The sequence below is a fragment of the Aeromonas sp. 2MA4 genome (assembly GCF_029237305.1).
In the GTDB taxonomy this organism is placed as follows: domain Bacteria; phylum Pseudomonadota; class Gammaproteobacteria; order Enterobacterales; family Aeromonadaceae; genus Aeromonas; species Aeromonas salmonicida.
Genome location: NZ_JAACFY010000019.1, coordinates 59,466 through 81,529, shown reverse-complemented (window position 1 = coordinate 81,529; position 22,064 = coordinate 59,466). Strand labels below are relative to the sequence as shown.

Annotated in this window: 22 protein-coding genes; 17 read left to right on the top strand and 5 right to left on the bottom strand. The window is 54.5% G+C overall.

Going from position 1 to position 22,064, the window contains the following annotated elements:
* The first annotated feature begins 166 nt into the window (after positions 1 to 166).
* The 5 genes from GWQ31_RS17745 (at position 167) to GWQ31_RS17725 (ending at position 3,736) form a co-directional block, all read left to right on the top strand.
* Entirely contained in the window at positions 167 to 946 is a 780-nt protein-coding gene (locus GWQ31_RS17745; protein ID WP_275909921.1) for a LexA family transcriptional regulator, read from the top strand.
* A 16-nt stretch (positions 947 to 962) separates the two neighbouring features.
* Positions 963 to 1,331, top strand: a complete 369-nt coding sequence (locus tag GWQ31_RS17740) for a hypothetical protein (protein WP_275909920.1) — start codon at positions 963 to 965, stop codon at positions 1,329 to 1,331.
* Entirely contained in the window at positions 1,331 to 2,386 is a 1,056-nt protein-coding gene (locus GWQ31_RS17735; RefSeq protein WP_275909919.1) for a tyrosine-type recombinase/integrase, read from the top strand. The genes GWQ31_RS17740 and GWQ31_RS17735 overlap by 1 nt, the downstream gene beginning before the upstream one ends.
* 65 nt (positions 2,387 to 2,451) lie before the next feature.
* Positions 2,452 to 3,384: a transcriptional activator NhaR gene (gene nhaR / locus GWQ31_RS17730; protein WP_021138578.1), complete on the top strand. Its 933-nt coding sequence runs from the start codon at positions 2,452 to 2,454 to the stop codon at positions 3,382 to 3,384.
* A gap of 49 nt (positions 3,385 to 3,433) precedes the next feature.
* Positions 3,434 to 3,736, top strand: coding sequence for a metalloregulator ArsR/SmtB family transcription factor (locus GWQ31_RS17725; protein ID WP_005313481.1), 303 nt, complete (start codon positions 3,434 to 3,436; stop codon positions 3,734 to 3,736).
* Positions 3,737 to 3,785: 49 nt separating this feature from the next.
* Here the strand turns inward: GWQ31_RS17725 and rpsT are convergent, their stop codons facing one another.
* Positions 3,786 to 4,049 (bottom strand): 30S ribosomal protein S20, encoded by a 264-nt coding sequence (rpsT, locus tag GWQ31_RS17720; protein ID WP_005892298.1) that lies wholly within the window; start codon positions 4,047 to 4,049, stop codon positions 3,786 to 3,788.
* Between the two features lie 191 nt (positions 4,050 to 4,240).
* Here rpsT and murJ point away from each other — a divergent pair, with 191 nt between their 5' ends.
* The 6 genes from murJ (at position 4,241) to ispH (ending at position 11,668) form a co-directional block, all read left to right on the top strand.
* Entirely contained in the window at positions 4,241 to 5,809 is a 1,569-nt protein-coding gene (gene murJ / locus GWQ31_RS17715) for a murein biosynthesis integral membrane protein MurJ (RefSeq protein WP_265422200.1), read from the top strand.
* A gap of 139 nt (positions 5,810 to 5,948) precedes the next feature.
* Positions 5,949 to 6,923, top strand: coding sequence for a bifunctional riboflavin kinase/FAD synthetase (gene ribF / locus GWQ31_RS17710; RefSeq protein WP_275909940.1), 975 nt, complete (start codon positions 5,949 to 5,951; stop codon positions 6,921 to 6,923).
* Complete coding sequence (ileS, locus tag GWQ31_RS17705; RefSeq protein ID WP_275909918.1) at positions 6,923 to 9,784, top strand: isoleucine--tRNA ligase; 2,862 nt, start codon at positions 6,923 to 6,925, stop codon at positions 9,782 to 9,784. The genes ribF and ileS overlap by 1 nt, the downstream gene beginning before the upstream one ends.
* Positions 9,784 to 10,284 (top strand): signal peptidase II, encoded by a 501-nt coding sequence (gene lspA, locus GWQ31_RS17700; protein ID WP_096119710.1) that lies wholly within the window; start codon positions 9,784 to 9,786, stop codon positions 10,282 to 10,284. Before ileS ends, lspA begins: the two co-directional genes overlap by 1 nt.
* The gene (gene fkpB, locus GWQ31_RS17695; RefSeq protein ID WP_275909917.1) at positions 10,281 to 10,733 is read left to right on the top strand and encodes an FKBP-type peptidyl-prolyl cis-trans isomerase; all 453 of its coding nucleotides are present in this window, start codon (positions 10,281 to 10,283) and stop codon (positions 10,731 to 10,733) included. The genes lspA and fkpB overlap by 4 nt, the downstream gene beginning before the upstream one ends.
* Entirely contained in the window at positions 10,733 to 11,668 is a 936-nt protein-coding gene (gene ispH, locus GWQ31_RS17690; protein ID WP_275909916.1) for a 4-hydroxy-3-methylbut-2-enyl diphosphate reductase, read from the top strand. The genes fkpB and ispH overlap by 1 nt, the downstream gene beginning before the upstream one ends.
* A 353-nt stretch (positions 11,669 to 12,021) precedes the next feature.
* Here the strand turns inward: ispH and GWQ31_RS17685 are convergent, their stop codons facing one another.
* The 4 genes from GWQ31_RS17685 to GWQ31_RS17670 form a co-directional block, all read right to left on the bottom strand.
* Positions 12,022 to 13,185, bottom strand: coding sequence for a hypothetical protein (locus GWQ31_RS17685; protein ID WP_275909915.1), 1,164 nt, complete (start codon positions 13,183 to 13,185; stop codon positions 12,022 to 12,024).
* A 22-nt stretch (positions 13,186 to 13,207) separates the two neighbouring features.
* Positions 13,208 to 13,519, bottom strand: a complete 312-nt coding sequence (locus tag GWQ31_RS17680) for an AzlD domain-containing protein (protein WP_099991605.1) — start codon at positions 13,517 to 13,519, stop codon at positions 13,208 to 13,210.
* 23 nt (positions 13,520 to 13,542) lie between these two features.
* Complete coding sequence (locus GWQ31_RS17675; RefSeq protein ID WP_265422206.1) at positions 13,543 to 14,274, bottom strand: AzlC family ABC transporter permease; 732 nt, start codon at positions 14,272 to 14,274, stop codon at positions 13,543 to 13,545.
* Positions 14,275 to 14,510: 236 nt separating this feature from the next.
* The gene (locus tag GWQ31_RS17670; RefSeq protein ID WP_234593084.1) at positions 14,511 to 15,377 is read right to left on the bottom strand and encodes an AraC family transcriptional regulator; all 867 of its coding nucleotides are present in this window, start codon (positions 15,375 to 15,377) and stop codon (positions 14,511 to 14,513) included.
* Between the two features lie 394 nt (positions 15,378 to 15,771).
* Here GWQ31_RS17670 and tppA point away from each other — a divergent pair, with 394 nt between their 5' ends.
* The 6 genes from tppA to tapY2 are packed head-to-tail and all read left to right on the top strand — an operon-like array spanning position 15,772 to position 22,061.
* The gene (gene tppA, locus GWQ31_RS17665; RefSeq protein ID WP_219615116.1) at positions 15,772 to 16,179 is read left to right on the top strand and encodes a type IVa pilus pseudopilin TppA; all 408 of its coding nucleotides are present in this window, start codon (positions 15,772 to 15,774) and stop codon (positions 16,177 to 16,179) included.
* Positions 16,180 to 16,182: 3 nt separating this feature from the next.
* Positions 16,183 to 16,749, top strand: coding sequence for a type IVa pilus pseudopilin TppB (gene tppB / locus GWQ31_RS17660; RefSeq protein WP_219615117.1), 567 nt, complete (start codon positions 16,183 to 16,185; stop codon positions 16,747 to 16,749).
* On the top strand, positions 16,746 to 17,732 hold the full coding sequence (tppC, locus tag GWQ31_RS17655) for a type IVa pilus pseudopilin TppC (protein ID WP_275909914.1): 987 nt from the start codon (positions 16,746 to 16,748) through the stop codon (positions 17,730 to 17,732). Before tppB ends, tppC begins: the two co-directional genes overlap by 4 nt.
* Positions 17,729 to 18,166 carry a type IVa pilus pseudopilin TppD gene (tppD, locus tag GWQ31_RS17650; RefSeq protein WP_219598366.1) on the top strand — a complete coding sequence of 146 codons (438 nt, stop codon included), beginning with the start codon at positions 17,729 to 17,731 and terminating at the stop codon, positions 18,164 to 18,166. The genes tppC and tppD overlap by 4 nt, the downstream gene beginning before the upstream one ends.
* 11 nt (positions 18,167 to 18,177) lie before the next feature.
* Positions 18,178 to 21,789 carry a PilC/PilY family type IV pilus protein gene (locus GWQ31_RS17645; RefSeq protein WP_275909913.1) on the top strand — a complete coding sequence of 1,204 codons (3,612 nt, stop codon included), beginning with the start codon at positions 18,178 to 18,180 and terminating at the stop codon, positions 21,787 to 21,789.
* A complete protein-coding gene (gene tapY2 / locus GWQ31_RS17640; protein WP_275909912.1) occupies positions 21,786 to 22,061 on the top strand; it encodes a type IVa secretion system protein TapY2 in 276 nt (91 codons plus the stop codon). The genes GWQ31_RS17645 and tapY2 overlap by 4 nt, the downstream gene beginning before the upstream one ends.
* Positions 22,062 to 22,064: the final 3 nt, after the last annotated feature.

Here is a 22,064-nt window from a genome sequence, read left to right as displayed (position 1 = left end):
CTTACATTGATGATTATTGGCCCTAATTAGCCCTTTTTATTGCTAACAATGATTGGAGAACTTCGACGGTTGCCAACATTGGTAAGCAGAATATGAACGGAGTGCAGTGCTATGTCAACAATGAATATGGGTTATTTCCCATCATTACCTATAAGGGTGGTAACGAATGGACGAGCTTAACCAGCATTCATTTGATGCAAAGGCGTTTGCTGAAAGGCTCATCCAGATTCGAGGCAAGGAGTCCCGGCGCTCTTTTGCCATTAGGGCTGGAATGTCTGACACGTCCATTCTGAAGTACGAGCGTCTTGAGGCTTTGCCGAACGTGGAGCGATTTATCGCTATGGCAGTGGCTTCCGGAGTGGACCTCAGATGGTTGGCCTGCGGTGATGATTGGGAGCGAATTCTGTCTGGTGCGACAGCCATTCCCTCATCAGGGCAATCCGCTCTAGAAGCCCAAGAAATGGCGGCGAACTATCAAGCTCTGACACCAAGTGTTGACATAGCACCCAGCCCACTGGTGGGGGCCAATGACGATTTCACCTTTATTGACAGTTACCAGGTGTTTGCATCGGCCGGACACGGCCAGTTTGTGAACGATGAGCAGAAGTCCGATGCGATGGCGTTCAGAACGGAGTGGCTAAGAAAGGAAGGATTGAAGCCGGAACGGCTGGCAGTGATCCGGGCGAAGGGCGACAGCATGGAACCCACCATTTCTGACAACGACATCATCTTGTTGCACCTGGCCAACGGCGAAGCGCCGAGGGATGGGCTGCATGTCATCCTGATGGAAGGCGGGTTGTTCGTGAAGCGACTGCAATTCTCCCCCTTGGGGGATGTGAAAGTGGTCAGCGATAACGCCAACTATCAATCATGGGAATTCACCAAGGAACAACGGGCCGACCTTCATGTGGTTGGACGTGTTGTTTGGGCTGGTAAGAAGTTTTAAATCATAAGGAGCAATGATGAAGAAGTATCTGGCCTGTCTGCTTTTCGTATCCTTCTTTAGCCATGCTGGCACCGCATTGGACTCTGCATTGAAACCCTGGTCCCCATCGCAAATACAGCAAAATGGCGATGTGCTGCAAATAGTACTGCCACAAGCCAAGATCACAGATGGCCTCTACAAGTCAGTCATAACAATGGGGCTCTGCCCTGTTGTGTGGGAAGGGAAAGCGGGTGATCTGAAAGGGGTTACTGAGGTGGCCTTGCTCAATCAATTTGGCAAGCAGGGCTATGTGGTTGAGGAGGTAATCTCAACTTGCACCGAAATGGGTAAACTCACCGGTGCCGAGAGTGACACCTACTTGCTCGGCAAAACCCGTTTGTACTGATGACAGTTCGCAAACTAGCTGATGGATCAAACAACCCTTGGTTGGCTGAAGTCTATCCCCAAGGTCGTACTGGCCCCCGTAAGCGCAAGCGTTTCGTCACCAAGGGAGAGGCGATAGCCTGGGAGCGCTTCATCCTGGATGAACACCAAGCCAAGCCTTGGCTGGGGAAGGACGCGAAGGAGCAGCGTACCCTGCAGGAGCTGATCGACCTCTGGTACAAGTTGCACGGCCAGACCCTCAAACGCAGTGAGGTTCGCCTGGCCAAGTTGCAGATCATCTGCAACGGCATGGGCAACCCCAAGGCGACCGACATCACTCCCTCGATGTGGGCGCACTATCGGGCCAAGCGAATGGCCGGAGAGATAGACAACGGCTGGAACGTGGGCGCCAAGAAGGCGATCACCGCCAGAACGGTCAATCAGGAACTGGCGTTTCTCAAGGCCGTGTTTGGGGAGCTGATCCGACTGGGTGAGTGGCAACATGCACACCCGTTGCAAATGACGACAACTATCAAGACGCCCGACTCAGAGATGACCTTCTTGCAGCCGGGCCAGATTGCTGAACTGCTCCATGCTGCCCAGCAGTACCCAAACCCTGACTTGGCACTCATCATCAAGATCTGTCTGGCGACCGGGGCTCGTTGGCGAGAGGCTGAGGCGCTCACCACCTCTCAGGTCACCCCGTACCGGATCACCTATACCAACACCAAGGGCAATAAAAACCGGACGGTGCCGATCAGCCCGGTGCTTTTCGATGAGCTGATGACCAGTGAAAAAGGGGGGCGTTTGTTTACTCCCTGCTATCTGGATTTCGGGCGAGCGTTGAAGACGACGGGAATTGAGTTACCAGAGGGGCAGCTTACCCATGTGCTGCGCCATACGTTCGCCAGTCACTTCATGATGAATGGCGGCAACATTCTGGTGCTGCAGAAGATACTGGGTCATGCGAACATCAGAGATACGATGCGCTATGCCCACTTTGCCCCTGATCATTTGGAAGAGGCTGCCCGATTAAACCCGTTGGAGTCGTGGCGACAAAGTGTCGGCGTAGTTTAAGATTATTCTCCATTCACATCCTTTATAGCCCTTTGCTATGTTGATTCTTACGGGATTGCGGCACCATGTCACACCTTAACTACAATCACCTCTACTATTTTTGGATGACTCAGAAGAAGGGCACTGTCACTCAGGCGGCAGAGGCCCTTTTTTTGACGCCGCAGACAGTGACCGGTCAGATCAAACTGCTGGAGCAACGTCTTGGCGGCAAGCTGTTGAAGCGAAAGGGGCGATCCCTGGAAGCTACCGAGCTCGGCCAGTTGGTGTTTCGCTACGCAGACAAGATGTTCAGCCTCTCCTACGAGATGCTGGATATCGTCAACTACCGCAAGGAGAGCCAGATCCTGTTTGACGTCGGCATCGCCGATGCACTCTCCAAGCGCCTCGCCAGCCGGGTATTGCTCTCTGTCATTCCCAACGATGGCTCCATCCACCTGCGCTGCTTCGAATCAACCCATGAGCTCTTGCTGGAGCAGTTGAGCGAGCACAAGCTCGACATGATCCTCTCCGACTGTCCGGTTGACTCCAGCCAGCATGCGGGCCTGCTCTCCAAGCGACTCGGCGGTTGTGGCGTCAGCTTCTTCTGCAAGGCGCCCTTGCCGGAGAAGGCCTTCCCGGCCTGTCTGGAAGAACGCAAGTTGCTGATCCCGGGTCGCCGCACCGCCATGGGTCGCCAGCTGACCCAGTGGTTCGAGCAGCAGGGGATCTCCCCCAGCATTCTCGGCGAGTTCGATGATGCGGCCCTGATGAAGGCGTTCGGCTTCTTCAATCAGGGCATCTTCATGGCGCCGACCATCTACCGGGAAGAGATCCTGGAAGGGGAAGAAGTGATGCTGATTGGGGAGACCCAGGATCTGATGGAAGAGTATTACGTCATCTTTGCCGAGCGCATGATCCAGCATCCGGCGGTAAAACGGGTGTGCGAGAGTGACTTCTCCTTCCTGTTTGCAGGCCAGGAGGACTTTGCCACGATTCAACCGGCAACCCTGTCATTTTAAATCGACGGCTCACAGAGTATGATTCTTGCCTCGAGCGAAAGGGGATGAGATGCAACTGGAAGAGATGGAGGCGAATGCGAGCCGTGCTGTGGCACTGCTCAAGGCGCTGGCCAACGAGCGAAGACTGTTTATTCTGTGCCAGCTGCTGGACAGGGAACTGTCTGTGGGGGAGCTTAACGAGGTACTCGGATTGAGTCAGTCAGCCCTGTCACAGCACTTGGCCGTGCTTCGGCGGGATGAGTTGGTGGAGACGCGAAAAGAGGCCCAGACGGTCTACTATTCGCTGCGCAGCCACGAGGTACGCGAGATGATAGGTTTGCTGCACAGACTGTATTGCAGTGCAGATAAATAAAAAACCGGCACTAAGGCCGGTTTTTTTAGCGTTATTCAGCCGGAGCTGATTAAGCCATAGCTTTGATCTGGGCAGACAGGCGGCTCTTGTGACGAGCAGCTTTGTTCTTGTGGATCAGGCCTTTGGTAGCCATGCGATCCATGATCGGCTGAGCGGTAGCAAAAGCAGCAACGGCAGCAGCTTTGTCGCCAGAAGCGATGGCAGCAATTACTTTCTTCAGATAGGTACGGGTCATTGAACGACGGCTGGCGTTGTGTTGACGACGTTTCTCTGATTGAATCGCGCGCTTCTTAGCAGATTTGATATTAGCCAAGGTAAAACTCCTAAAACTGTCTTAGCGAGTGTATTGAAAAGGCCCGGAAATATGCCTTCTCAACCACATATTGTCAAATGATTTGTGCAAATAAACACCGCCCCCCGGTGGTGTGTCAGTTGGGAGGCGGTTAAACTGTCGGCCGATTCTAGCAGCATTCTTTTCATTCTGACAGTTCCAGAGGCCTCGTCTTGAGTAAGAAATTGATCAAATCCGGCATGATAGTGTCCGGAATGACGCTGGTGTCCCGTGTGATGGGCTTGGTTCGCGATGTAGTCATCGCCAATCTGCTCGGTGCCGGGGTGGCCGCAGACGTCTTCTTCTTTGCCAATCGCATTCCCAACTTTTTGCGTCGTTTGTTCGCCGAAGGTGCTTTCAACCAGGCTTTTGTTCCCGTGATGACGGAGTACAAGAAAAATGGCGACGAGCGTGAAGTGCGCGAATTGCTGGCCGCGGTAGCGGGTACTCTGGGGGGGATAGTGACCGTCGTTACCCTGCTGGGTGTGTTGGGTTCCGGCGTGTTGACGGCACTGTTCGGCTGGGGCTGGTTCTGGGACTGGTTGCATGGCGGGCCCGCAGCCGAGAAGTTCGAGTTGGCCAGCCTGATGCTCAAAATCACCTTCCCCTACCTCTGGTTCATCACCTTTACCGCCATGGCGGGGGCCATCCTCAACACCTTTGGCCGTTTCGCTGTATCCTCGTTCACCCCTGTGTTTCTCAACCTCACCATGATAGGGGCTGCCTGGTGGATAGCGCCCCTGCTGGAGAGACCCGAGATTGCTCTCGCGATCGGTGTCTTTCTGGGTGGTTTGGTGCAGTTCCTGTTCCAGTATCCCTTTCTGCGCCAGATCAACATGCTGGTGTGGCCCAAGTGGGGTTGGCGCCACCCAGGGGTGGTCAAGATCCGTACCCTGATGATCCCGGCGCTGTTCGGGGTGTCGGTCAGTCAGATCAACCTGCTGATCAACACCATGCTCGCATCCTTCCTTGCCACCGGCGCCATCAGCTATCTCTATTACTCGGATCGCCTGCTGGAGTTCCCCCTCGGCCTGTTTGCGGTGGCCATCAGTACCGTTATCTTGCCTGCGTTGGCCAAGAAGCATGTGGATGCGGACCCGGCCGACTTCTCTCGCACCATGGACTGGGGGGTACGGATGGTGATGCTGCTCGGCCTGCCGGCCATGGTGGGGATAGCCGTGTTGCGCGAGCCCATACTGCGAGTGCTCTTCATGCGCGGCGAGTTCGGCATGCATGAGGTGAGCATGTCCAGTGCCAGTCTGCTGGCTTCCACCACGGGCCTGTTGTCGCTGATGTTGATCAAGGTGCTGGCACCGGGCTACTACGCTCGCCAGGACACCAGAACGCCAGTGCGGATCGGGGTGATGTCCATGATCGCCAACATGGTGTGCAACCTCATCTTCATCTTCCCCCTTGGCTATGTGGGGCTGGCGTTATCCACCGCCTGTTCAGGCTCGTTGAATGCGGCTCTGTTGTTCAAGGGCTTGTATCAACAAGGGGTTTACCGTCCGTCCCGCAATACCGGGCTGTTCTGCTTCAAGTTGCTGGTGGCGACCGTGCTGATGGGCGGCGTGCTTGCCTATCTGTCACCGGATCTCGCCCAGTGGGCTGCCTGGAGCATGGGCAAGGCCAGCTTGCAGCTGACCATGCTGCTCTGCCTGGGAGGGGGAATGTACGGGGCCATCTTGCTGCTACTTGGCATTCGGCCAAGACACCTGAAAGCAGGTCAGCAGCAGGACTGACCCTGCTGCACCATACGGGATTGCCTCGGCGGGCAGGGGATCTGGGCAAGATGCCTGAAATCGGGCCATGAGGGCTGACCCTGCCAGCTGGCTGATATATAATCCGCCGATTTCCATGGCAGCAACGCACAAGGCACTGATGGAGCTTATCCGCGGTATTCACAATATCAAGCCCCGTCACCGGGGGTGTGTATTGACCATAGGCAACTTTGATGGGGTCCATCAGGGTCATCATGCCGTGTTGGCGCGCTTGCAGGAAAAAGCCGTTCAACTGGAGTTGCCAGCCTGCGTCATGCTGTTCGAGCCCCAGCCACTGGAACTGTTTGCCGGATCGGCTGCGCCTGCTCGCCTCAGCCGGCTGCGGGAGAAATACGAAGCGCTCAAGAGCATGCAGATAGACCGCATGCTCTGCGTGCGCTTCAACCATCGTTTCGCCGAGCAGTCCCCCAACAGCTTCATCGAGCAGTTGCTGGTCGAAAAACTGGGGGTGCGTTATCTGGTGGTCGGCGATGATTTTCGCTTCGGCAAGGGGCGGGAAGGGGACTTCCACCTGCTGGAGGAGGCGGGCCATCGCTTCGGTTTCGAGGTGATCAGTACCCAGAGCTTCCAGCTCGAACGGCAGCGGGTCAGCAGCACACTCGTACGCGAGGCCCTGAAAGCGGGCCGGATGGCGGAGGTGGAGATGATGCTCGGCCGCCCTTATACCATCAGCGGTCGGGTGGCCCACGGTGACAAGCTGGGCCGCACCATAGGTTTTCCCACCGCCAATCTGGCACTCAAGCGCCAGGTCATCCCGGTCGGTGGCGTGTTTGCAGTGGAAGTGTTATGTTCCGGCAAGACCTTCCCCGGCGTAGCCAATGTGGGTGTACGGCCGACCGTACATGGCACACAAGCCAGATTGGAAGTACATCTATTTGATTTTTCTGGTGATCTATATGGTCAGCAGGTCAAGGTGCTGCTTCGCCACAAGCTGCGCGAAGAGCAGAAGTTTGCCTCTTTCACCGCCTTGAAAGAGCAGATCGAACGAGATGCCTTGGCGGCCCGAGCCTGGTTCGGGCTGCCACTACTCAATTTACCCAGCACTCTTTTAGAAAAGAAGGGAACCCAGGACTGATGAGCGACTATAAACACACCCTGAATCTTCCGGAAACCGAGTTTCCGATGCGTGGCGATCTGGCCAAACGCGAACCCAACATGCTGAAACGTTGGTACGATCAGGATCTTTACGGCGCCATTCGCCGCGCCAAAGCGGGCAAGCCTTCCTTCATTCTGCATGACGGCCCTCCCTACGCGAACGGCAGCATTCACATCGGTCACTCGGTCAACAAGATCCTCAAAGACGTCATCATCAAGTCCAAGGGCCTCTCCGGCTTCGATTCTCCCTATGTGCCTGGCTGGGATTGTCACGGTCTGCCCATAGAGCTGAAAGTGGAAGGTATGGTTGGCAAGCCGGGTGAGAAAGTCTCCGCTGCCGAGTTCCGCGCCGAGTGTCGCAAATATGCCAAAACCCAGATCGAAGCGCAGAAGACCGACTTCATCCGTCTGGGTGTGCTGGGTGACTGGGAACACCCCTACCTGACCATGGACTTTGGCACCGAAGCCAACATCATCCGTTCCATGGCCAAGATCGTTGAAAATGGCCACCTGCATAAAGGCGCCAAGCCGGTGCACTGGTGTACCGATTGCGGTTCTGCGCTGGCAGAAGCGGAAGTGGAGTACTACGACAAGAACTCCCCCTCCATCGACGTGCGCTTCAAGGCCGTTGACGAGGCGACCGTGGCCGCCAAGTTTGATTGCCCTGAAGGCCACCCCGGCAAGGGCCCGATCTCTGCGGTGATCTGGACCACGACTCCTTGGACTCTGCCGGCCAACCGCGCCATCGCCATGCACGCCGATCTGGACTATGCCCTGGTGCAAGTCGAAGGTGAGCACCCCGAGCGTCTGATCCTGGCCGCCGAGCTGGTCAAGGATGTGATGGACAGGGCCGGTATCGAGAAATTCCATAACCTGGGTTACACCAAGGGCGTAGCGCTCGAGCTGCTGCGCTTCAATCACCCCTTCTACTGCTTCGATGTGCCAGTTGTTCTGGGTGACCACGTCACCCTAGATGCCGGTACTGGCGCTGTTCACACAGCCCCTGGCCACGGTCCGGAAGACTTCGTGGTCGGCCAGAAGTACGGTCTGGAAGTAGCCAACCCGGTTGGCAGCAACGGTGTTTACCTGCCGGATACCGAACTGTTTGCCGGCCAGCACGTGTTCAAGGCTAATGCGGCCGTGGTCGAGGTGCTAAACGAGCGCGGCGCCCTGCTGCACCACATGGTGTTCAATCACTCCTACCCGCACTGCTGGCGTCACAAGACCCCGATCATCTTCCGTGCCACCCCGCAGTGGTTCATCAGCATGGAGCAGAAGGGTCTGCGCAAGCGCGCGCTGGAAGAGATTGAGCGCATCGAGAAAGATGGAATTGCCCTACATGGCCAGAGCGGCTGGGTACCGGCCTGGGGTAAAAATCGTATTCAGGCCATGGTCGAGAACCGCCCTGACTGGTGTATCTCCCGTCAGCGTACCTGGGGTGTGCCCATCTCCCTGTTCGTTCACAAGGAGACCCAGCAACTTCACCCGGAATCCGTGCGCCTGATGCACGAAGTCGCCAAGCGTGTCGAGCAGTCCGGCATCCAGGCCTGGTGGGATCTGGACAAGGCCGAGCTGCTGGGCAGCGACGCAGACATGTACGACAAGGTGCCTGACACCCTGGACGTCTGGTTTGACTCAGGCTCGACCCACTCCTCAGTGGTAGATGCTCGTCCCGAGTTCAACGGCCACTCCGCCGACCTCTATCTGGAAGGCTCTGACCAGCACCGCGGCTGGTTCATGTCGTCGCTCATGATCGGCGTGGCCATGAAAGACAAGGCTCCCTACAACCAGGTGCTGACACACGGCTTCACCGTGGATGGTCAGGGTCGCAAGATGTCCAAGTCCATCGGCAACGTGGTCAGTCCGCAGGATGTGATGAACAAGCTGGGAGCCGACATACTGCGTCTGTGGGTCGCCAGTACCGATTACACCGGCGAGATGACGGTCTCCGACGAGATCCTCAAGCGCTCTGCCGATGCTTATCGCCGCATTCGCAACACAGCCCGCTTCCTGCTGGCCAACCTGAATGGTTTCAATCCGGCAACCGACATGGTGGCTGCCGCCGACATGGTGGTGGTAGATCGCTGGGCAGTGGGTCGTGCCAAGGCAGCGCAAGCCGAGATAGTGACGGCCTTTGAAGAGTACAACTTCCACGGCGTGACCCAGAAGCTGATGCAGTTCTGCTCCATCGAGATGGGTTCCTTCTATCTGGACGTCATCAAAGACAGGCAGTACACCGCCAAGGCAGACAGCCTGGCTCGTCGTTCCTGCCAGACTGCGCTCTATCATATCGCTCAGGCCATGGTGCGCTGGATGGCGCCCATCATGAGCTTTACCGCTGATGAAATCTGGGCCTTGCTGCCCGGTGAGCGCAGCGAGTTCGTGTTCACCGAGGAGTGGTATGACGGCCTGTTCGGGCTGGATGCCGGCGAGCAGATGGACGATGCCTTCTGGGCCGAGATCCTCACAGTGCGCGGGGAAGTGAACAAGGCGCTGGAAGCGGCCCGGGGCGAGAAGCGCATCGGCGGCTCCCTGCAGGCCGAACTGACCCTGTTCGCCAAGCCGGAGTTGGCCGAATGCCTGAATGCCCTGGCCGATGAGCTGCGTTTCGTGCTGCTCACCTCCAAGGCCAAGGTCGTCACTGCTGACAGCGCACCGGAAGGTTCCGTTGCGACGGAGCGCGATGACCTCTGGCTGAGCGTGGCCCAGTCCGCCGCCGCCAAGTGCGACCGCTGCTGGCACCATGTGGAAGACGTTGGCACCATTGCCGGTCACGAAGAGATCTGTGGCCGTTGCGTCACCAACGTCGAGGGTGACGGCGAAACACGTCAATTTGCCTGATGAATATGACTCAACATAAAAGCGGCCTGCGTTGGCTGTGGCTGGCGGTGCTGGCATTCGTACTGGACCAGGCGAGCAAGCTCGCCGTGGTCAAGATGCTGCCATTTGGCTACCCGGGGGTGGAGATCACCCCCTTTTTCAATCTGGTCCACGTTTACAACAAGGGGGCGGCATTCAGCTTTCTGGCCGATCAAGGTGGCTGGCAGCGTTGGTTCTTCGCCGTGCTGGCGTTTGCCATCTGTGGTTTGCTGATCCACTGGTTGCGCAAGCAATCCGTCACCCAACGCTGGAGCGGTATCGCCTATTCGCTCATCATCGGTGGGGCGCTCGGCAACGTGTTTGATCGACTGGTACTGGGCCATGTGGTCGATTTCCTCGATTTCTACTGGCAGCGTTCCCATTGGCCGGCGTTCAACCTGGCCGACAGTTTCATCTTCATCGGTGCAGTCATGATAGTGCTGGAAGGCTTCCGCTCCGAAAAGAAGAAGGAGGCGCCATGAGCCAGCAGATAGTCGCTGACAGCAGTGTGCTGTTCCACTTTGCCATCAAGCTGGAAGATGGTTCAGTTGCTGACAGCACTGCGCTGCAAGGCAAACCGGCACGCCTGCGGATGGGAGATGGCAGCCTGACAGCCAGCTTCGAGCAGTGTCTGCTGGGGCTGTGTGCAGGTGAGAGCAAGAGCTTCACACTGGCCCCTGAGCAGGCGTTTGGCCTCTCCAATCCCGACAACATCTATCATCTGGACAGAGCCAAGTTCGGCGCCGATGTGGAGCCCAAGATTGGCACCATCATTCTGTTCGACCAACCCAATGGTAGCGAACTGCCCGGTATCATACGGGCGGTGGAAGGCATGTCGGTGACGGTCGATTTCAACCATCCCCTGGCCGGCCATACCGTCACCTTCGAGGTGGAGATCCTGGGCGTTGATGACGAGGAAAAGGTGATCTGATGGATATTTTGCTCGCTAATCCTCGTGGCTTTTGTGCCGGTGTTGATCGCGCCATCAGCATTGTCGAGAGCGCGCTTGAGAAGTTCGGTGCACCCATCTATGTCCGCCATGAAGTGGTACACAACCGTTATGTGGTGAACAAGCTGAAAGAGGCGGGGGCCGTGTTTGTCGAGGAGCTGGACGAGGTGCCGGACGACAGTATCGTCATCTTCTCCGCTCACGGCGTGGCCAAGACGGTGCGCGAAATGGCCAAGTCCCGTGCCCTCAAGGTGTTCGATGCCACCTGTCCGCTGGTGACCAAGGTACACATGGAAGTCCATCGTGCCAGCCGCAAGGGCTCCGAAGCCGTGCTCATTGGGCACGCGGGTCACCCCGAGGTGATCGGCACCATGGGCCAGTACGCAAACCGCGAAGGTGGCATGTATCTGGTGGAGACGCCAGACGATGTTGCCAGGCTCAAGGTGAAGAATCCGGATGATCTCTGCTTCGTCACCCAGACCACCCTGAGTGTCGATGAGACCTCGGATGTGATCGACGCCCTGCGCAAGCAGTTCCCCAAGATCCAGGGGCCACGCAAGGACGACATCTGCTACGCCACCCAGAACCGCCAGGATGCGGTGCGGGAGATGGCGGGACTGGTAGACGTCATGCTGGTGGTCGGGTCACGTAACTCTTCCAACTCCAACCGTCTGCGCGAGCTGGCCGAGAAGGTGGGCAGCAAAGCCTATCTTATCGACGATGCTTCCATGATCGAAACCGGCTGGCTGGAGGGTGTCAAGGCGATCGGCGTCACTGCGGGTGCCTCCGCACCGGACGTGCTGGTGCAGAACGTCATCGCCCGCCTGCGCGAGCTGGGTGGCAATATGGTCGTCGAGCATCCAGGTCGTGAAGAGAATGTGGTGTTTGAAGTGCCGCCCGAGCTGCGGATCCTTTAGAAGAGGGTGCCGGCTCTGGAGCCGGCATTTTTTCATGGAGAGCGTTCTCTGGTCATCGTGCGTTTTCGCTGCTTGGTCGCGACAGTTCAGTTGGCTCAGTGTGTGCTCTTCTTATCTGTGCATTCATTTTGCTCTGTAGCATCGCCTCTTTAGGCTTGCTGTCGGACCGTCACTATCTTGCCCGATGAATGAGCCAATTTCCTTTCCATGATGACTGGCTCTGCCTTCTGCAGAATGCTAGCGTTCAGAATAAAAACTAGGCTGTTATCACCGATGGCTGGATTACCAAAACGTTAAAAATATCCTTCGTCCAACAGTGAAAGGCATAGATCGCAACCAACAGAGGCTTTGCATCAGTTCAGCCGATATGTGAGTCGAGCAGTTTGCAGTTCACTTCTCTCTTGCCGACTCAATGAACTGAAAACGTAGTCCAACGCATTATGCACACCCCAAATATCGTGATAGTCGTAACGCTCCTCTATTGAGAGTTTGTGCGCATGTATCTCGCGCAGCTTAGCATAGTCGTACCACTGACGAACGGTGCCGTAACGATGGTGCCAGTCATGGCACACCAAGGAACCTTGAACAATCAGCATTCGGCAGGGCAGATGGACCAGCAGGTGCATCGCCAACCACTTGGCCCAGTGTCCAATATATTTAGGAGCGAAGCTTTTTGGACATATCTCCCCACAGAAGCGGGCCAAGCTGTTGTTGATATGGCTCTCCCTCACAGATTCCCCCTCTCCGCGCACAATCCACACGTGCTCGGTCAGCAGATGCAAAAGTGACGTCATCTGATAAAACACCACGAACGGTAGCAGCAGGATCAGGATGGTGGCAGAAGTGCCCAGTAAAATGCTCATGCCTGCCAGCGCAGCCCACCAGATGAGTGTCATAACCAAGCGATAGGGCGGCACCCCAACCAGGTTGGATTTCAGTCTGCCATAGAAGAACACAAGGTGAAATTTTGGGCTAATCAATGTCAGGAAAAGGTGCGCATAGAGCTCAGTCTTGCTTTTACCTGGCGTGAATCCTAACTGATAGATCGCCGCCAGATCTTTATCTTCAAAGGTTGAGAATGCACGACCGTGGTGCTCATATACATGAAACTGGCGATAGGATTCGTATGGCTGAACGATGAGCAGCGTCGAGAGTACCTCACATAGAGCCTTGTTCATTTTCTGCGACTGGTATAAATGACCGTGTACCCCGTGGTGGATAATAGTTGCCACGATATAACGTGCACCAGCGGTGGAGAACAATGCACCAGCGATATACAATGCTATATATGCACTAAGAGATTGTGCATAAAAAACTGCTAAACTCGTTAACCACAGGCCAATCACTACCCAGAGCAATGACCAAACAATCAACTCAGATGAATTACTTTCCCAAAGTGGTTTTCGGCCAAGTTGTTCTTTTCCTGTCAACCAACTCCAGATGCCCTGGAGAGGTAATATTTCATAGCTCTTTCTTATTTCTGTGGACTGATGATAGTCCTTTTTCATGCGGTTCATTATTTATCCTCTGATGGCTGGGCTAAATTAAGTAATTAATGGTGTAAAATATGGCTATGCTTAACAAAACAGCATTGACAATGTTCTTAATGTAAAATGCTACAATGACACTAATAAGTGCACCCAGAAAGTACGGATTCTGAGGGAAGTCTCTTACTACACCATGTTCCATTAGAATGATAGGGCCACAGATTGCAGTCATGAGGCATGGCGCAGAATATTTAAGTGCCCTATTAATAATTTTTGGTATTTTCAATGGTACATTCGGTTCAAGAAAAATATAACGATTAAAGAATACTGTTGTTGCCAGTGCTAAAATCAGAAACCAACTCATCTTTTATCCTTATTTAATCATTCTTATGACTGTTCTTCGTTCAGCAGCACAGATGCAAGTACCGCAGAGAACATGCCGCAGAGTCCGGAGATGACAATGGCGCCCTCCAGCTGCCAATAGCTCAGAAGCATGGCGAGTAGCAGGGAAACCACAACCCCAATAAGGGTGCTTATTTTTTTTACCATCGGCACAACAATGGTGACAAAAGTTGCGACGATAGAGTAATCGAGGTGATATTTGTCAAGGTCAGGTACAGAAGATGCCATTACAATACCCATCAGGCTGAAAACATTCCAAGAAAGGTAGAAGGTCAGCCCGGCGCCGATTAAATAACTTGGTGTTAATTCCGATCTTTTATTTTTTGTCTCACTCAGGGCGAACAGCTCATCGGTTAGCAAAAAACCAATAGGCAGACGAAGTTTAATCTTCAGATGGGACACAAACTCTCTTAGTGTCAGACCATATATGAAATGCTGTGATGTGATAAAAAATACTGACACAAGAATTGCAAATAAGTTTGCTCCTGTCATTATCATGCCGAGGGTAACTAGCTGAGCTGCACCGGCAAAAACAATGGCAGACATTCCTACGCTCTGCCAGAAAGTTAAACCAGCCTGTATAGCCATCGAGCCAGCCAGTATGCCCCATGGAATCACTGATACACACAGAGGTAGCATTTCGATAGCTCCACGCACAAAAGATGAGCGCGAAGATGACTGCTGCTCAGGGGAGGCGCAGGTGCCTGATTCAATCATTGCCTTTCTCATAGGTTAGGTAAATGGGCCATTAATATTAACGGGCCCAGAGGTGGCAGTATTGAATGATTTTGCTTAAGGTGGAAAACATGAGTGGGCACAAATAAAGCGCTCTGGTTGATCAGCAGATGGATAGAGCACTGCTCTCAGTAGCGTTTCATTAATGGTTTTAAGTCGGCAGTTTTCCACCCACCCTGTAGTTAGTCGATAAATAATCTCGATTTGTTCCTGAGAGGTCAGCTTTTGATGAACTCGCCGGGCGTTAGACCAACAGAACTTTTAAAATGGCGGTGGAAATGGCTTTGATCGGTAAAGCCACAGATGATGGCTGTATCAAGGATGGATACGCCTTGTCGCAGCAAAACACGAGCCTTGCGCAGGCGTGCCTGCACCAGATATGCGTGTGGTGTCATGCCGGTTACCACCTTGAATTGCCTAAGAAAATGCCACTGACTCAGGCCTGCCAGTTCCGCGAGCCGTGTTAGTGTGTGTTCCTCTTGTGGACAGCAATCCATCAACTCTTTAGCTCGAAGGATAGGTAGTGTGCCGGCTGGCCGCTCCACCTGAGTTTTACGCGTTCTACTGTAGCGCAAACTCAGCAGCATGAGTGAAGAGAGCAATAGGGTCTCTTTAAGCAGCTTATTGCCTTCTTGCTCCAGCATATTGAAGGTAAGCAGTAGCTGTTCCGAAAGACCGGGATCGTGGATCACCGCATCGGGGAACCAGGGGATAAAATCTGTGTCATCTGGTGTCTGTCGCAGGATATTGCGCAGCATCTCTGGATGGGGGTAGATGGCACGGTAGCCCCAACCTTGCTCTAGATCGGAGCTGCCAGTATGCACGTCGTCTGCGTTGACTATGATGATATCTCCGCGCGGTGCAACGTGTTCTGTCCCGGAGCGGTAAAATCGCTGGGCTCCCTGATCGATAACGCCAATGCAGAAGGTGTCATGGACATGACGGGCAAAGCGCTGTTTGTAATAGCGCGCCTGAAGCATGTCAACGCCACCTAGCGCATCGATGTGTTGAAAGTGGGTCTGTTCTTTCCTCTCTGTCGTCACAATATCAACCTGCGCCACTTTGTATAAAAGTGCTGTTCCCAATTAGACGTTGTCTGGATTTTTTTTCAGACATCTTTCTAGCGAGTTGGTGGCGGTTCAATGGGTTCCGCTCTGGTGTCGTTGCAAGCCGCAAAAAATCTATGGCCTCATATCACGTATCAAAAACCACCTTAGGGTGGTTGAGTGTACCTCTCAGTTGGTTTTGTATGAAGCCTTTTTGCCTGAGCTCTGGGTATGCGGGTTTGTAGTGGTCACTTGAAGGGGGACTGACTTGGGAAGTAGAGGCGACTCAGTTTGAAGTACCGCCCGAGCTTAGAATTATTTGAGTGCAGCCAGAAAGGCTTAAGAATAAAGTATGATGATATTGACGCCGAGTTTGTCGTGGTGACAGGCTCGGCGTTAAACTTATAACGCGGTCAATCACCAAGGATGGGATATGATTGGGTTCTTTCGAGGCTTTTCTCTTGTTGAGTTGATGATTGTCGTCGCCATTGTTGCGATCCTTGGCACCATCGCTTACCCCTCTTATCAGCAGTACCTGCTGACCAGCCACCGTGTCGATGCCAAAAAGATGCTGTTGGATGCTGCCAACCGGCAGGAAACCTACTTCATGGATTTCAATCAATACACCTCCTCGGCTGCAGACCTCAATCTTTCAGAAAGCTCGGATGCTGGCCACTATCGTCTGGTTTTGTCTGCCGCTGGCAACTCTTTCCGGTTGTCCGCAACAGCATCCGGTGCGCAAGGGGCTGATAGCGACTGCGTGGTGTTTTCAATCGATCAAAATGGTACGAGAAGCGCTCTGGATAGCAGCGACAGTACCAACAACGATTGTTGGGATTGAGTGATGAGACGGCTAACTTGCCTGGCTGGATTCAGTCTGCTGGAAGTAATGATAGCGGCGGTAGTGCTTTCGTTTGGTCTGTTGGGGTTGGTTGCCATGCAGGTACAAGCAAAGTTTTCCAGTTATGAGGCAAGACAGAGAACTATTGCCAGCTGGCTGGCCAATGACATGGTTGAGCGTCTCAAGGTAAACCGTGGGGCATGGGAGCTTCAGGCCAGCAATACCTGGATTGTCAGTGGCGGAACCTCATCCTTGCCATCTTGTGCCAATGAGAATGGCACCATGAGCGGTTGCAGCAATGCCGATTTGCTGGCGCTTGACCTTTATTTCTGGCGACAGTCGCTACTGGGTAGTGCGGCATCCGGGGCTGGAACGACCCTGCGCAATCCCACTGGCTGCATTATCAAAGGTGCAAACAATGCGTTGACCGTCTCCATCTTCTGGGCGGGTCGCGAATCGTCCCATGATGGTGCGGCAGCCGGTGCTGTAGCCCCCGCCATTACCGCTTCTTGCGGAATTGCTGGCCTGGATTTGACGAGGCGTCAGTTTGTTCTGACGACAACCCTGTGAACAGTCGCGGTTTTACTTTGGTTGAATGGCTTATCGCCATGGTCATCGGCGTTTTTTTGCTGGGTGGCGTGTTGGCTGTTTTTGTTGCCTCCCGCTCTACTACCAATGAGTCCTTTGATCAGAGCGAGCTGCTCGAGAACGGCCGCATTGCCATGCGTCTTATCACCCAGGATTTACGCTGGGCCGGATTCTGGGGTGACTTCACGGGGGGGGCTTTGACTGTGGGCGATGAGCTGACCTTGTCTTCCGGGGCTACCGTGGCAAATGATTGTCTGGATGAGCGAAATGAAGGGAGCCTTCCCTCCAGCCTCTTCCCGGTGCGCCCACTCTGGGTTACCCATATCAGCACGGCAGGCACCATGAGCGGTTTTGCCTGTATTTCATCCTCTACTCGCGTGGCCAACACGGACGTCATCAGCATCAAGCGCCTGATTGGCAATCCGGTGACGGGAGGGTTGGACGCCAATCGCTTCTATATGGCCACCAATACTCAACTGGCTCATTTGTTCAGAGGTAATGAGACAGCTCCCTCCGAGACAACCATGCCGATGCGCCAGATTTGGGAGTACCAGCACCACGTCTATTATCTCTCTCCTAACGGTAGCGGTGGTTTTGAACTGCGCAAGCGAATGCTCACTGCTGATGGTGGCTCCTGGTTGATATCAGGGGCCTTGGTGGATGGTATTGAGCGCATGGTGCTGCTGTTCGGGGTCGACACCAGCAATGTGCCGGATGGTCGTATCGACAAGTTTTCTGCCATAGATGCAGTCACCTCGCAAGAGTGGGGTGAAGGGCGGGTGATAGCAGTCCGTGTGTTTTTGCTGGTGCGCTCGCTGCAGGCATCCAGCCGCTACACCAATAACAATGTCTATCAATTGGGTAATGTCAGCGTGGCCGGAAATGGGGATGGGTTTCGCCGCCTGCTTCTGGAAAGCACTGTGGTGCTACGCAATCCCATGATGATGGCGGGAGGTGGGCAATGAGGCATTCACGTGGCGTGGCATTGATAGTTGCGCTGGTGATCCTGGCACCTTTGACATTGATCGCCGTGGTGTTGATGCAATCTGGGGGCATGGATCTGCGTGCCAGTGGGGCGGCGGCAGCGTTACAGCAGGTCGAGCACAGGGTGGAGGGCATCATAGGTGGCGCCATGCAGCAAACAGGGCTCGCTACCCAGATTGCTCAGATGCCTTCTGTTTCGACTGCGACGTCAACAGTGAGTGGCTCCATGGGTAATGCCATCATGCAATATAGAAGTGAAACCGTGTGCAAGCGACGATTTGACGCAACCAGCAAGAACGTTATACCCGCCTGCCGTTATGTGGAGCTCGAGGCAAGCCAGGCGTACGGGAAACAGGGACGTCCCATGACCTGGACTGTTGGGGTCGAACAGCCATTGTTAAAGAAGGCTGAATAGGAGCGGCAGCGATGTTACATCATGGAAAACTGTGGTTGATGGCCCTGTGCGCACTGAGTGTGCCTGCTGTCGCCAGTGATGCCTACTCGGATGATACCGAGTTGTTTATCTATGACTTCTCGAAAGCGGGGGATTATCGGCCCAAGGTGCTGATCATCTTCGACAACTCCGGCAGTATGGCGGAAACCATGGAGCTGGAGCGAGAGAAGTACAATCCTGCCACTGTCTATCCATCGTTGAACCGGGATCCGGATACCGGCAACTCGCGTAATTATGTCTATTACTCGACCGACGGTGCGGTGCCAGCCATCAACAGCAATCGACGCTTTCGCGACAGTATCAATGCTTGCGCTTCATCCAAGACCCCTCTTGGCACTGTAGGTTACTTTCAGTCCCAAGTCTGGACCTATGTCTATTCAAGCTATCGCAATGGGGTGCCTCGTCAGGGGGATTGGGAGACCATCTCTGGCGAGAACGAAGATGACATCACCATCGTCGACTGCAAGCAGGATATTCAGAACCGCACTCCTGCCAATCCTTTCAGCGGGACGCTGGAGGTGGGGTCGGTCAGTGATGGTTATCCGGTCGACAAAACCAGCAATACGCGCGGGGAGTGGTACTACACCGGTAACGCAAACGACGCAACATCGGGTAGCAACACCAGTGTAACCCTCTACACGGCCAACTATATCCGCTGGTATTACGGGCCAACGGGTTACGCCGTCGAGTCACGTCTGCGCATCGCCAAGGATGCGGTCAAGTCTGTGATCTCCTCCACTCCCGGGGTTGATTTCGGTTTGGCCATCTTCAATACCAACAACAGTACCAGTACCAATGGCGGCAGAGTTGTACGTCGCATCCTCAGCAATGACTATATGGTCGGCACCATCACAGCCGAGCAGAACTTGCTCAATACAGTGGAGGGCCTGTCTGCCTCTACCAATACGCCACTGTGTGAAACCCTCTATGAAGCCTACCGTTTCTACGGGGGGCAACCCGTACTCTATGGCAAACAAGGCGGTACGCGGGACAAGCTCGCCGAAGACCCTGAAGGTACTTACACCTCGCCTTATGACAAATGTTCAAATAACGGCTATGTCATCTATGTTACCGATGGTGCACCAACCAGCGATACGGCTGCTGACAGCGCAGTAAAGGCGTTGACGGACTCGCTAAGCGCAGATGAACGGGCTGCCTACGGCTCGACAGTGGGATATGGTTCTGGCACCTCCAAGAGCTATCTAGCGGCGATGGCCGGTTACATGAAGAACAAGGATGTGAACACTTCATCGCCCGGCAAGCAGACTGTGACCACGTTTACCGTGGGATTTGGTGATGAAGCCATCTCCGGGGCGGGTAATCTGCTGGCAGAGACGGCGAGGCGTGGAGGCGGTCAATACTACCCGGCGGTCAGCGCTGAAGCGCTCACGCAGGCGTTGCGGTCTTCCCTGCTGGCCATTTTGCGGATAAACACCTCTCTGGTGTCTCCGGCGATCACCACCAACAACTTTGACCGGACTCGCAGCCTCAACAATATCTATTACGCCATGTTCGAGCCAGATACCGGGCCGCGCTGGAAGGGCAACTTGAAGAAGCTGACTCTGTCTGGCGATGGGTATGTGGCGGATGTTAACGGCCTGCCCGCCATCAAGGCGGATGGTTCCATTCTGGAGCAGGCTCAGACCTACTGGTCATCGGAGCGGGATGGCAATCTGGTTGCCAAGGGCGGTGTGCAGGCAATGTTGGCCGAGAAGACCAATCGCAACCTTTATGTGGTCAATTCAGTTGCTTCACCCAAGCGATTGGACGCTTTTAACAAAGCCAACCTTGTGTCGATCGCCGGTTCTGCCGACAACCTTGCCAGCTACATGCAGTTGGCCAGTTCCACCGAACTCGACGGCCAGATCGACTGGACCAAAGGGCTCGATGTGGATGATGAGGATTATGATGGCAGCACCACTATCCGCCCATACATAGTGGGAGATCCGCTGCATTCCCGCCCATTGGTGGTCAACTATGGCTGCGCCATTCCTTCGGGCCAGAGCACTTGTACGCCTGACTTGCGTATCTTGATGGGAACCAACGCCGGTTTCCTGCACATGTTCAAGGATCTCGGCAGTACGGTTGATGAAAGCTGGGCCATGATCCCTTACGAGCTGCTGCCAAAACAGGAGGCTCTGCGTCTCAATGCCGAGTCTGCGGATCATCTCTACGGCGTTGATGCTTCTCCGGTGGCGCTGATCAAGGATGCCAATAGCAATGGTGTCCTCAAGGCATCAGAGGGGGACTTTGTCTGGCTGTTCTTCGGTTTGCGTGCTGGCGGCAGTAGCTACTATGCACTCGATATCACCAATCCTGATGCGCCCAGCTTGAAATGGGTGATCAACAGCCAGACAACTGGCTTCTCATTGCTCGGCGAAACCTGGTCAGTGCCGGAGGTAGCCTATGTACCTTGGGATGCCTCCCCGAGTAACAAGCGACTGGTGATGGTGTTTTCCGGTGGTTACGACGCCAACAAGAGCAAGGTTGGGATCGGTAGCACCGACAGCAAGGGGATGGGGCTCTACATGGTCGATGCCGATAGTGGCGCTCTGGTATTCAGTGCAACACCGGGAACGGGCTCCAGTACCAACAAGCAGGTGACTGGAATGGTCGACAGTATGCCGGGGCCGGTTTCCACACTCGACAGTGACGGTGACGGGAGAACCGACCGGATTTATGCCGGGGATACGGGCGGTAATATCTGGCGTTTGGATATGCCCTCAACCAGCACCAGCGCCTGGAGCGTTTTCAAGTTCGCCAGCCTGGGGTCTGACGATGTGCAGGCGAATGACCGCCGCTTCTTTACCCAGCCGGTGGTGGTGCGGACCATTAACAAGCAAGTGACCAAGACGGTGATCAGTGGCGAAGACTATTTCTCGTTCAAGGAGAGGGCATTTGATGCCGTCCTGATTGGTTCTGGTGATCGAAACCGTCCATCGTCCGAGTCTACAGTGCAAAACGCCTATTTTATGCTGCGTGACTACGGGGTCGTTGCCAAGAACTACAACACCGGGGCTCCTGCTCCCATCACGATGACGGACTTGTATGATGTATCGGTGGATCCTCTGGCCGGTGTTACGGCGACCAATGACTTGCTCAGCCTGAGAGCGGCTATCACCAGTAAATCGGGTTGGAAGTATTGGCTGGCGGAGTCAGGAGAGAAGTCCATGGGGGCAGGGGTTGTGCTGCAAGGCAAGCTATATTTCACTTCTTTCTTGCCGCAGGTCCAGTCATTTGAGGAGTGTACTATCCAGTCCATTGGTGCCATGCGGCAGTATATGGTCGACATGCATTACGGTACGTCTTTCAAATACGTGGTGGACCAGGATGGTAACGAAACCCCTCAGCGTTATGTGGAGGTAAACAACAAGGTGGCTGACGATCTGGTGATCCATGCGGGTGACGATTCGAAGATACGGATTATTGGTGGCGCTCCGGGTGAAGAGGTCATTCTCAAAGACGAGGGCGAGGGTGTGCCTGAGCGCTGTACTGGAGAGGGCGAGTGTTCTGAGGGATCGGATGAGGCCGAAATGGATATGACGCCCAAGAAAATATACCTGTATGAGGATGAGCCCCAATGAAAATGATCCTGTGGCTGATGGCCTTGTTGAGCGCAGCCAGTGTTCATGCTGGAGTAGATAGAAAATGCTATGTCGAGTTGGAGAATGGTATCTATGTCGTTATTCAGGGGACGATAATGGATAGCCAGAGGGCTGAAATCGCCTTTAAAAAGAAAGGGTTCGAAATGGATGGGCAGCTTTTAATGGTCAGGAGGGTAGTGGAGTGCCAGCCAACAGAACAGCCATTCAGCCAGGAGGCAGCCAGACAGCAGGAGGCGTCACAGCCCAGATAATGG